This is a genomic window from Lysinibacillus sp. KCTC 33748 (assembly GCF_002237755.1).
Classification (GTDB): Bacteria; Bacillota; Bacilli; order Bacillales_A; family Planococcaceae; genus Lysinibacillus.
This window is the reverse complement of record NZ_MWSJ01000019.1, coordinates 1-11118: the sequence shown is the minus strand read 5'-3', so window position 1 is coordinate 11118 and position 11118 is coordinate 1. Positions and strand designations below refer to the sequence as shown.

Sequence of the window (11118 nt, the reverse complement as noted above, 5' to 3'; positions counted from 1 at the left end):
TGGAATCCCTCCTCTTCCCCTATTTAGTAAAGAGCTATTCGATCTAGCTTCATCGTTTCCTCAGCATCAATAATGCCAAAATGATATTGCCAATAAACCTCCATATGAAAGCCTATTGGCAGAAAAATTTCTTGTACAAGCTGTACCTTTCGCTCATTCTGTTCTGTCTGCTTTTGACGGATGTATAAAAGCAGCTCATCCTGGTCCTCCGATTTTACATAAATCATGCAATTTTTAAAGAGCCTTTTCAGCGTATCCTTTAATAAGTAAATCTCTTCACCAGTCCTGTACAGTCTTATCATATTGAGTGCAACTATTTCTTGCTCCTTTTTCGTAAAGGCATGAATATTGTCCCGCACCAATTTACCAAATACATCGGCCTCGATTTCCCGAAAGATAAAGCGAATATAGAACTCTCTCTTATTCATGCCCTGCATACGATCAATTTCAGCTAAAAAGTGCAATCCTGTATCTAAAAGATAATCCCTAAACTCTATATCTGAATTATTATCAGGATGGAAAAGACCATTAAAAATTCCGTAATAGCGATAATACGGATTAACTTCAACGTGCTGGTCAACATACTGTGTATTTAATAGTTGTGGACTTAGTTCCATATAAGGTGAATAGGCTTCAGCAAGGTGAAAATAAATATCCTTTTTAGAAAGTCCTTCATCCTCAGCTTTAATGAGCAAATCCCAAATATAGTTCATAGCCACACACCTACACATTCATATTCGAAGAAATGTCGTTGCACTTCTGATACGAGGAAGCTTAAAATATCGTTTGCGATAAAGTTTCTCTCCTCTTTCGCCTTAAACTTTAATAGCATCGTTTTTCTATGATTATTTTCTCCTATCAATTCCGTTAAGAACGTGTTCGCGGAGTGCGTAAAGCTTGTTCCCGAGAAAGATTCCACTATTTCGACATCTACAAGCTCAAATCGATTAGCTGCCTCAAAGGAGTTAATCATACGAGTAATTTCACCCTTCGTTTTAACAGTAGCCGTATATTTGTTAGCGAATTTGTGTATAAAATGCTCGATTCTTCGATTTGATACAAGCTCGTAATTTAATTTCCCGATCTTCTCATCTTCCATCTTTGCAATTTTGATAAGCTGCCATACCCCTGACTTATCCTGGGGTGAAACAATGGTTAATTCATTGTCTGAGCGTTTAACGTAACGAACATTATCCTCTTCGGCCTCAACAAGATAGCCATGCTCGTTTCCGATTTTACGTACGGAAAGTACATGTTCAAAATTCACCTTATCGATAGCAGGGACCGGAAACCCGACATTTTTGACCTCATGGCGTTCAATATTCCATAGCGGAACGATATTTAGGCGTTTTTTGTCCTCATACTCTTCTAAATCAACGATTATTTCAGTAATTTCAGCATTCTCATCTAAAGGTGGGCAATCTACTAAATTGACATTAAAAAATTTATAGACGAATGGATGATTAATAGTTTTCCATGGTAAGCCGTTTATTTGGAAGAGCGGATATAGCTTGTTTATCTCTTGCAAATAGTCCAGATTTTGAGTAAGGCTGACTTTAATCTCTACTTGTCCTTCTGTCGTTACTAGCCTTCCATTAAAGCGTCGCTGCTCAGCAATTAACTGTTGAATTTGCATGGAATCACACGCTAAAAATAAGGTGAACAGCACTGCAGGTTCATTATTTTTAAATGATTCAAGCAGTTTTTTTTTATTGATAGATTTACTTTCTAAATCAGCTGGTCGCATCGGGAATAAGCATTCATGAATAGGGTCAACATCCTCCCTAGAACTTAACGTCACATAAATATCAAACCTATTCTCAGCATCATCTATTTCATTGAATACGCGGTCTTCGAGCCTTTTGTTCATTTCATCCTGGTAGTCGATTAAATTTACAAAAACGCCACTTACAATATCCTTTAGCAGTTGACGTTGCTCTAAATCCTCTATTTTGCGTAATCGTTCAATCATGAGCTCTTTTATCAATTTATTTTCCCTCTTTCATCACTTCAGCATCAGATGGCTCACTAGCAGCTGTCCCTTCATTCGTAGGCGGTGCTGCCTGATCAGGTGGCGCTGTATCGGCGGCTGGTGCTTGAGGAGGCGGATTTAATTTATCATTGGCGTTCATAACCTTTCGCTCAAGACCTAAAACCTTGGACAGCAGCTCTGTCTCCTGATAAATTTCCTGTGCAAGTGTATAATATTCAATTGCTTTCCCAAACTCTTGGCGTGCATAGCTTTGATCTCCGCTTTTTTCTAAGCCTTCTGCCTTTAATTCCTTCTGGGCCTTTTTCAATTCAGCAATTTTAGCCTCTGTTTCTTCTATTTTTGTCTTTATTTCAGGTTCGCCAGTAAAGGCAATTGTCAGCGCTTTTTTTCTTGCCTTTTGATACGTTTCAAGAGCCCCATTGTAATCCTCTGCCTCAAATCGAAAATCTCCATCTTTCACAGCTTCAGCAATTTGTACAATGGTATCCATATTAGCGATTCTTTGTTCAACTACTGCTTTCCCAAAGTCTTTTATAAGCTTTCCTTCTTTTTTAGCCTTTTCATATTGCTCAAGGGCATCGTTAAATTTACCTTCTTCTGCTGCTTTATCTCCACTGATAATCAGATCGGTAACTCTTAATTTTCTCGCTAGTACATTTCTATGTATTGGATCTTTCAATTTTTTAGCAGCATTTCTGCCCTCACTATATTCCAGCAGTGCCTTATCATAAGTTCCATCTTGAAAATACTGGTTTCCGCTCTTTTCATGATCTTTCATCTCAACGGTTAATTCAGCCATTTTTTTAGCTTGCTTTGCCTGATAAAAAATCGTGCCTCCACCTACGACCAAAGCTAGGATTAATGCAGCTACAATCATTTTGATGTATTTCATTTTTTTCTTATTTGTTTCCTGGTAAACCTTGTTAGCAAATATAGCGGCGACTGTGTAATTATTGACCACTTTCTTTTGCCTGCTTAACAGGACCTCTTCTAATACATCAATGTATTTCTCAGGCTCTTTTGCATCTTCCAACGCATCTGCCATTTCAATTTCATTGACATCTTCCCAAAAGCCGGCTGTACAAAGCACTAGTACATCGTCATCCATTAACTTCATTTTCTTTGAAACAAAAGGCTGGAACTCTTTTGGTTTGCCCAAATAGTTTAGTAAATTGGTTCTTTCCTCATGCTGGCTAATATCGAGCGAACGGTTCCTATCATTCACTAGCTCTTGTGCTAAGCTTTGATCCGTGCTTTTAAACGTTAAAGTCCCATTACGGAAATGATATAATCTCGAATTTCCTGCAACGGCAACAATCATCTTTGAGTAATCCGAGACGACAATGACAATACTAGCCTTCAATCTCACCCTTAAGCTTTGAGCTTGAAGAATATCTTGTGCATATTTTAAGTAATGTTTAATTTTCCGTCTGGACATGGATGGCTTTTCCATGAATTTTTCTAAAATTGCCTTTACAGCAAGCTCTGCACTACTAATTTCCTGATCAGAATCTAACCCTTTTACAGCTACCCAGCAGGCAACATCGTCCAGCTCTGTATAGGCAAAGTAATCTTTATTTTGCAAAAATGAGCCCGCTTCGGATAAAAAGCTTGTTTTAAAGTTGCTATTTTCCTTTCTCATGATTACTCCTCCTCATTTACTGACTCATTTAAAGACACATGTAAAATAATTACCATGTTTTTTCTAAAATAACGATGGTTGCATTATCTTGATTTTTTAAGCGTTTTTGTTCAACGGCTTTTATCATGTCTTGAGCAATATCATAGGGAGTAGCTTGCTGAGAGAGAATTTTCTCCATTTCAACCTCTGTTAAAGTATCATAGACGCCATCACTAAATAGACATACTTTATCCCCTCTATTTAGCTGAATCGGACTTTTTCCGATATCCATATTTTTAAAGCCTTCATACCCTAAATAATTGATAAGTCTCTTTTTCAAAGGATTTTCCTGCACCTCAAGCTGAGATATTTCACCAGATATATAACGCTCAGTTAACACTGATTCAAAAATATGCTTTTGATTGATGGCCTTAAATTCTCCATTGCGGAAAATGGTAATGACACTATCTCCAACGGCTCCCCAATGAAGAAATCCGTTATCATCAATAACGGCTGCCACTAATGTAGTACCACCGTTCGAGCCATTTAAATTTTCGACAATCATATGATTACTTGCAAAAGCGGCCTCCTTAAAAAATTTTTCTAGGGCATTTAGACCGCTAAGCTTTTTAAATTCTTCAATAAATGTATTGACAGCAACCGTACTTGCCATCCTACCGTTTGCTAAACCACTGATGCCATCTGCTAGTACAGCAATTGTTCCATCTTTCGTTTCTGCTGTAGAGAAATAATCATCCTGCTCATCACGTCTGCCAATCGTTTGACCATTTCCGATTGCTATTTTTGTTTTTTCATTTTGTTGCGCAAGCATGTTTCTAACAATTAATAATGCAAAGAGTACAACGATAAAAATAAGTGCAATTATGTATGGCAGTAGTTTCTGATCCATCCGTCATCATCCCTCACTGTTGTTGTTTTCCCATTCAAAATGAACACCACATAAGGGAATAAAGAGAAACATACTTCCGCCTAACTGAATTACATCATACGCTGCTAGCTCTGTTGGCGTATAAACCGCTTCATTGTTAAGATAAGCTAAGCCTGATGCATCTCCAGGAAGAAGATAGAAATTCCTTTTTTTAGGATCATAAACAATCACAGCATGGTTACGTTGAGAAATCGAATTGTCTCCAACAATACGAATGTGCATATCCTCAGCTCTACCAATAAAGTTTTTTTCCGATAAAATTCGATAGTCTCGACCCATTTGAGGTCCTTCAATACAAACAAGCCATCCTGTTACTGGATCAATTCCATCCATTTCTCCAAGGTATGGCATTGTTTTATCATCTAACTCTGCTACAGCTGTTTGCTGGCTACTTGGCCTTTGCTCCTGTTCTACCATTACGTTGCAATACGGACATACATTTCTATGTCTTCTGGAACTAAACATGTGACCATTTGTGCATCTAATCAAACTCATTTTCGCTATCCCCCGTCTATTTTTACGAATTTACTTGTCTCTATTTCACTAAAATCCGTGTATTGGCTATGTATATCGTGTCTCCATTACCTATTGGGTAAGGATTTTCGTGTTTTATTCTGTTTTTAACGCGCTTATGAGCTTTTTTTATACCAACACCATTTACCGAATCAATATCCTCTATGTACCATACTCCTGAAACATTATTTAATACGGCATGTTCATAGTTGATAAGCGATTCATATTCAGTACCATTTAAATCGATATCTGCCTTATTGTCAGCGGAACTTTTCCCAATAAGTAATGACGTTGAATCACCGATTTCCCATTCATCTATTTCAGCTCCTCGATCATTGAGGAGAACTAATTTTCGAATTTTCTTGTTTGTCACATTGTTATTTTCATCTCTAGCTTCATACTTTATAGAGCCATAAATTATTGCTAGTATGCCTAGCATTAGTCCAATAATTGTTTTTAAAATAAAATCCTGATTCATGACAAATACGTATAGAATGAAAAAGAAGGTGATTATGACAATAATAATATCGATAATTTTTATAACCATTTGTTTCTTTGCATTTTCAGTGTATGCATCCATTGGGTATCACACTCCTCCATACTAGCTATGGCTTCGTTTACTTGTTAAAAAAACGTTCAAATAAATCAGTTGTATCTAGTGGATTCTTCTTTGCATTCTTATTAAGGGTCGATCCCGTTTCCTTTGTTTTAGGATTAAAACCAAAAAAATGCTCAAAGTTCTTTTCAATATTGCTCATATTAAAATCTGGCTTTTTTTCAGTAGACTGTGGGCGTGAAGACTGTTTTTCAGATGTCTGTCCACTGCCCCAACTTTGACTAGCTCCATCTAGTCGAGCATCATATGCTTCTCTTGAAGCTGGATCCTTTAATACTTTGTATGCCTCTGTCACTTCTAAAAAAATCTTTTCTGATTCTTTATTTCCACCGCTCACGTCTGGATGATGTTTTTTTGATAGTTTTCTGTAAGCTAGTTTTATTTGTGCTTGCGTGGCGTCTCTACTGACACCTAAAGTTTCATAATGCGTTTTCATATTTTTCATCCCCAATATTAGGATTATTCAAAATTATCTAAGGAACTATGAAAGTCCCTTAGATAATGTGGAGTAGCTATCAAGCAGCAATCTTAAACAGCGTAGCCGCCTTCGATTTTCGCCAAGTCTGTTTTGTCTTTCTTTTGCTTAATGAATAAGTAGAATTCACCAATACCTTCTGTGTCACCATACTTTTCTGAATAGTCAACAACGAAAGCATTTGGGAAGTGAATTTTTCTTACTACTTGATCAGCAGAAATAACTTCTAACGTTACTTTACGGTAACAGTCAGCTTTTTCAGCTGGTACTAATGACCATAATCCTAATTTCATCGTGTCATCAGAATTATCACCATCAGTTGCAGTAAGAATTTTACCTTTTACTTTTAAAGTTGCTCCTACATCTGTAGAACGTGCGTTAGAGTCATTTGGTGTATCTGTTTCATACTCCACAGTCATAATGCTATCTAACCCTAATTCAATTGCTTCTGATCCTTCTACTTTTAATACAAAACCCATTCTCATTACCTCCTGAAATTTGTTTGAATCGTCTCAAAAAATCGTTTTGGGTGAAAATGTATAACTTGTTGTATACATTCCTCTATGCCTAATGCAAATACATGAAGCATGGAGAAATATGTAATGTTTTCACCTTACAATTAATGGAGGATTCTATTTATGTTAAAAGATTTATGAAAAAATCTTAAACATACGACTTAAAAAAATTTTTAGTGTATGTGTAAACTTGTTAGGCCTTAACAGCACTACTTGCCTTTGTAATCATAACTTCAAGATTCTTCACATTACCGTTAAACACTAGGTCAATCTGACAAGTGCTTGTTTTTTCATCGATAATGTAGCCGATGTCATCTCCATCGTGAATAATGGAGTTTACATAGCCTTTATCATTAATCCATTTACTTTTTTGACTACTTGGATTATTACTAAAGAATCGAACGATATTTTCGTGTTTAAAGTCACCAGATTGGAATCGTAAAATTCTCTCAATATACGTACTCACTTGAGTTTTGTAGATTGAATCGAATCCATCTTCCTCCATCGCTAAACTTCTAGCTTTATACACTGTAATTCGTTTAATGTCTTTATCTTGAAGCTGTGCATTTTCTGATGAGAATACAAAGCCAAAACTTCTGCTGTTAATGGCATCTTTAATATTATTAGTAAATCCTGAGATTTCTTTTGCCATCGTTGTAACGGCTCTTAGTGAGTTATCACCAGCTTCAATATCGAAGCGTACACCAGGATTATTTCTCTGAACGTTTTTGAAAGAGTCTTTCAAATATTCCGGACATTGATAAGCTGAGACAATACCTGCCGCTACATAGCTAGCACCAACATAAACGCCCTCTATCCAAAGTTTTAAAATATCCTCTTTTTCTTTAGATAATCGAGCTCCATTTTCTGTTGTCTGCATTCTTGTATCAATGATTACACCTGATTTATCTTTAGGAATAATAGTGAAGTTTGGTAAACATGGTATAGCAAACTCACTATAATCTTTTCGAATAAGCACTGAGCATTTATCGATCAAGCGATCAATACCTGCAGTAGCAATTCCATTGAATGTCGTTTCTTCTTCTGCCATGAAGTTGAAGAAAATCTGTATTTTATAATCTTTCACAGTATCAAGAAGGATGGATAACGATTCCATTGTATTGCCATCTTGCTTGGCAACCTTATCGTTCCCTTTAAATCTAGCTCTACTTACTTTCATTTTTCCGGAAGCTTCTAGTTCTAGTGCAGGGACAATTCCATACCATACCGTATCTGTAAAGTCATTTTTGGAGTTAACCGTGTTTAAATACGTGCGTAATCGTGGTAGATTATTACTTTTAACGAGCATATCTAACTTTGTGTTCGTTACAAGTAACGAGGGCTGCATACCTTTGTTTTTAGTTGCATACTGATCAAAGTACATTTTTACGCCTAATAGTTTTTCAACTAATGGCTTCACTGTTTTTACAAATTCATCCTTAGCATCCTTATAGAATTCTAAGTAAGTATTGTAGTTTTGTACCTCTGTCTCTACATCCAATTCAGCTCTCACAGCTGGCAATGGAGAGAACGTTCTTACGACTAAATCTTTGACATAAGAGGATGGTGATTCTGTAATCGCCTCATAGTCCTCTTCAAAAACTGTGCTTAAACCATAGTTACTATTTTCTTCAATAACCATCAGTTCCGAGCTATTATTTTGTGGTGCCTCAATGATTTTTAATTCACCACTGTCGCCAATAGAAAGTGTCCCAATTTGTAATTTTTCAGACTCGTCTTCATCCTGATTAGCACCTAACAATAGTCTCGTTTTAATATCTTCAATTGCTAAAGGAAGCATAGCCATGACATTGTTGTAATTTCTACTTGCCACTTCAAACATCAGGTTTAGCTTGTCCCCTGTATCCAATTTTTTTGGATCGCCTTCATCTAATTTGTCATATTCACCATATAGGTAATGGATTTCTTTTCGGACTTGTCGAATGTCGTCCATAACCTTTTTAGGAGAGATCATATCGAGCAAATTTTCAAACTTAAAGTCAACGTTCGCAATGCCCTGACTTCTTTTCGTATCAATGAGGGTAAATAACATCTTTAAAAAATCATTATTTTGGTCAATTGCTATTTCAGAAATACAGTCATCTTGAATTCCTTCAGGTTTTTTTAATGTATACATAACCTTTTGGTTAGCAGCATTGTAGAATGAGTAAACCGTCGGAGAAAACTTATCTAAAAACTCGTCGAAGCTTTTGACAAGAAGATTTTCATTAATCTCTTTGATTTTTTCATCACTAAGACTGTCAATTCCTTTTACATCTCCAACAAGCGTAATTAAATCCATTTTTTCCGGATTAATTTCCTCAAAGAGCATGGTTCTGTTCGTTTGACTAATAATCTCCATTCAGTCGGCCGTATGATTATACAGCCATCCCTCCTTTTTGTAACAGATTTCGAGTAAGCATAGTCAATTAGTGATTAGCAAATAAAATATGATCGTAATTCACAAAATAACCCAATATGATACTATTAAGTAATAAAATGGTAATTTCGAACAAAAAAATCAGTAGTTTTTTTCTATATGAGTATGTATGTAATTATTTATTTACAACATGCACTCATATCTAGAATTACTGATAATTCTTTTACATGCGCACTTCACTGATGACATTATGTATCACAAGTAACTATACAACATTTATTTTTATTGTCAATATTTACATTAGGATATTATGTTAAATAATTTCCATAAATGTATATTTAGTAAAAAATAAACATGTTAAAATTTATGATATTTTTTATAGGAATAAATGTATTTTTTCTTTATTTTTACTAAAAAAAACAGCTTATTGAGTAGAAACTCCTAGTCTATAAGCTGTTGAAAAGATATGAATTTTAAATCAAAAATAGTTATATAGAATCACAATTCTGAATAAGCTAGTTATTTCGAACCACCGTGTTTAAAATAGCTTTTTATCCTATTGGCAGTATTTTCAATAATAACAGCAAGTTCTAAATACTTAAGTGAAGAGCATCGTTTTTTTGCCTGCACTGCCAGCCCCCACATAATAGTTCGAGATAAAACAATACTCACTTTCTCATTATATTTTCTCACATTCTCAATTTTGTCCTCGATAATGCGTTGTGAGCTATCCATTGGGATAATATTTGTTAAAGAATAATAAAATGTTGCTGCTAAACTATAAATATCTGTATATACACCTTGCTCAGATTTATTCGAGTATTGCTCTAAAGGAGAATACCCTGGGCTAGTGAATATTTGATGATTCTCGGCAGTTTTATTAAAAATAGCCGAACCAAAATCTAGTAAATATGGATTACCTTCAGAATCTACTATTATATTACTTGGTTTAATATCACGATGGAGTATGTCTTTTTTATGTAAATAGCTTAAAGCACCAATTAGAGGAAGGAATATACTCGTGTACACATGCTCCCTATCTTCAATTGGAAAATCTTTTAAATATTGATCTAATAAAGTTCCTTCATAATACTCCATCACGATATAAATCGATTCATTTCCCTCAAAATGATCTATGTATTTGACGATATTGTGATGATTTATTTGCTGCAAAATACATGCTTCATTTAGAAAAATAGCTTTTAAATCCTCGAATTTCTGCTTTGTTGAAGGCAAACGATTAACGACTGTTTGATTATCTAAATCCCGTAAAGCTATGTCATTTGGAAAGAACTCTTTAATAATTAGCTGATTTCCTTCATTGATATTCTCCACGATATAAACAAAAGACAATTTACTAGTTGCAAGTATTTCTTTAATTTTATATGTATCTTTCAAAACACTGTTTATCGGTAAGCTCAATTCAACTTGAGTCGTCGCTTGCATTTTCGATCAATCATCCCTTTCAACACATAAACTCCGAACACTCTGTTACATCATCACCATAACTTGTGGTTGATTTCGCCTGTCATTTAGTGGGTGTTTGGACACCCACTGATAGGGGACCGCATCCGCACATCTCACCACTTTAGAGATAGGAGTCTTCTACTAATAAAAGATAAATGGCATAAGTTTTAACAAATGTCATCCGCAATTTTTGGTTATGACCATTATTTTAACTAAAAAATGTAAGTATATCAATATACACCTTTATTATAAATAGTTCTCTTAAGTAGTTCTACATCAAATGCTGAGGTTTGGCAAAATTTGAAGTCGGCGATATGCTTGTTTCTTCTCAGGACTTTGATGGTTCTATTCATCGCTTTGGCGATTATCCTATCCGGCACTTTGACGGTTCTATGTGGCACTCTTGTGGTCCTATCCTTTTTAAGGCAAAATGAAGAGGCATGAGCCCGATATATTATGAGGGCACTGAAAAACTTGCGTTTTTTATAAATAATTTCGTTATAGAGAAAGATAGGGCGCTTCTTGTTCAATTTTGAACAGGAAACGCCCTAATTTATTACCTATTTATTACCCTTTTCCATTCAGAAGC

Annotated in this window: 10 protein-coding genes; all 10 read right to left on the bottom strand. The window is 35.3% G+C overall.

Annotated elements, in window-relative coordinates; genetic code table 11:
* Nucleotides 1-23 precede the first annotated feature (23 nt).
* The 10 genes from B1B04_RS18655 to B1B04_RS18610 all read right to left on the bottom strand — a co-directional run bounded on the left by B1B04_RS18655 (nucleotide 24) and on the right by B1B04_RS18610 (nucleotide 10508).
* Complete coding sequence (locus B1B04_RS18655; protein WP_079562904.1) at nucleotides 24-719, bottom strand: iron-dependent peroxidase; 696 nt, start codon at nucleotides 717-719, stop codon at nucleotides 24-26.
* The gene (locus tag B1B04_RS18650) at nucleotides 710-1987 is read right to left on the bottom strand and encodes a normocyte-binding protein (protein ID WP_346426999.1); all 1278 of its coding nucleotides are present in this window, start codon (nucleotides 1985-1987) and stop codon (nucleotides 710-712) included. The genes B1B04_RS18655 and B1B04_RS18650 overlap by 10 nt, the downstream gene beginning before the upstream one ends.
* A gap of 1 nt (nucleotide 1988) precedes the next feature.
* On the bottom strand, nucleotides 1989-3635 hold the full coding sequence (locus B1B04_RS18645; protein WP_094075114.1) for a serine/threonine protein phosphatase: 1647 nt from the start codon (nucleotides 3633-3635) through the stop codon (nucleotides 1989-1991).
* A 49-nt stretch (nucleotides 3636-3684) separates the two neighbouring features.
* The gene (locus tag B1B04_RS18640) at nucleotides 3685-4524 is read right to left on the bottom strand and encodes a PP2C family protein-serine/threonine phosphatase (protein ID WP_079562903.1); all 840 of its coding nucleotides are present in this window, start codon (nucleotides 4522-4524) and stop codon (nucleotides 3685-3687) included.
* Nucleotides 4525-4530: 6 nt separating this feature from the next.
* On the bottom strand, nucleotides 4531-5058 hold the full coding sequence (locus B1B04_RS18635) for an FHA domain-containing protein (RefSeq protein ID WP_079562902.1): 528 nt from the start codon (nucleotides 5056-5058) through the stop codon (nucleotides 4531-4533).
* Between the two features lie 40 nt (nucleotides 5059-5098).
* Nucleotides 5099-5656: an FHA domain-containing protein gene (locus B1B04_RS18630; protein WP_079562901.1), complete on the bottom strand. Its 558-nt coding sequence runs from the start codon at nucleotides 5654-5656 to the stop codon at nucleotides 5099-5101.
* Nucleotides 5657-5693: 37 nt separating this feature from the next.
* Nucleotides 5694-6128 (bottom strand): J domain-containing protein, encoded by a 435-nt coding sequence (locus B1B04_RS18625; protein WP_079562900.1) that lies wholly within the window; start codon nucleotides 6126-6128, stop codon nucleotides 5694-5696.
* Between the two features lie 92 nt (nucleotides 6129-6220).
* Nucleotides 6221-6646, bottom strand: coding sequence for a membrane-associated protease 1 (locus B1B04_RS18620; protein WP_079562899.1), 426 nt, complete (start codon nucleotides 6644-6646; stop codon nucleotides 6221-6223).
* A 229-nt stretch (nucleotides 6647-6875) separates the two neighbouring features.
* Nucleotides 6876-9044: a transcriptional regulator gene (locus tag B1B04_RS18615; protein ID WP_079562898.1), complete on the bottom strand. Its 2169-nt coding sequence runs from the start codon at nucleotides 9042-9044 to the stop codon at nucleotides 6876-6878.
* Between the two features lie 537 nt (nucleotides 9045-9581).
* Entirely contained in the window at nucleotides 9582-10508 is a 927-nt protein-coding gene (locus B1B04_RS18610) for a serine/threonine protein kinase (protein ID WP_079562897.1), read from the bottom strand.
* Nucleotides 10509-11118 lie beyond the last annotated feature (610 nt).

Bases quoted from the DNA above. Each gene is read 5' to 3' on its own strand.
- B1B04_RS18625 (WP_079562900.1), bottom strand. From the start codon at position 6,128: ATGAAAACGCATTATGAAACTTTAGGTGTCAGTAGAGACGCCACGCAA.
- B1B04_RS18640 (WP_079562903.1), bottom strand. From the start codon at position 4,524: ATGGATCAGAAACTACTGCCATACATAATTGCACTTATTTTTATCGTT.
- B1B04_RS18610 (WP_079562897.1), bottom strand. From the start codon at position 10,508: ATGCAAGCGACGACTCAAGTTGAATTGAGCTTACCGATAAACAGTGTT.
- B1B04_RS18630 (WP_079562901.1), bottom strand. From the start codon at position 5,656: ATGGATGCATACACTGAAAATGCAAAGAAACAAATGGTTATAAAAATT.
- B1B04_RS18645 (WP_094075114.1), bottom strand. From the start codon at position 3,635: ATGAGAAAGGAAAATAGCAACTTTAAAACAAGCTTTTTATCCGAAGCG.
- B1B04_RS18620 (WP_079562899.1), bottom strand. From the start codon at position 6,646: ATGGGTTTTGTATTAAAAGTAGAAGGATCAGAAGCAATTGAATTAGGG.
- B1B04_RS18615 (WP_079562898.1), bottom strand. From the start codon at position 9,044: ATGGAGATTATTAGTCAAACGAACAGAACCATGCTCTTTGAGGAAATT.
- B1B04_RS18635 (WP_079562902.1), bottom strand. From the start codon at position 5,058: ATGAGTTTGATTAGATGCACAAATGGTCACATGTTTAGTTCCAGAAGA.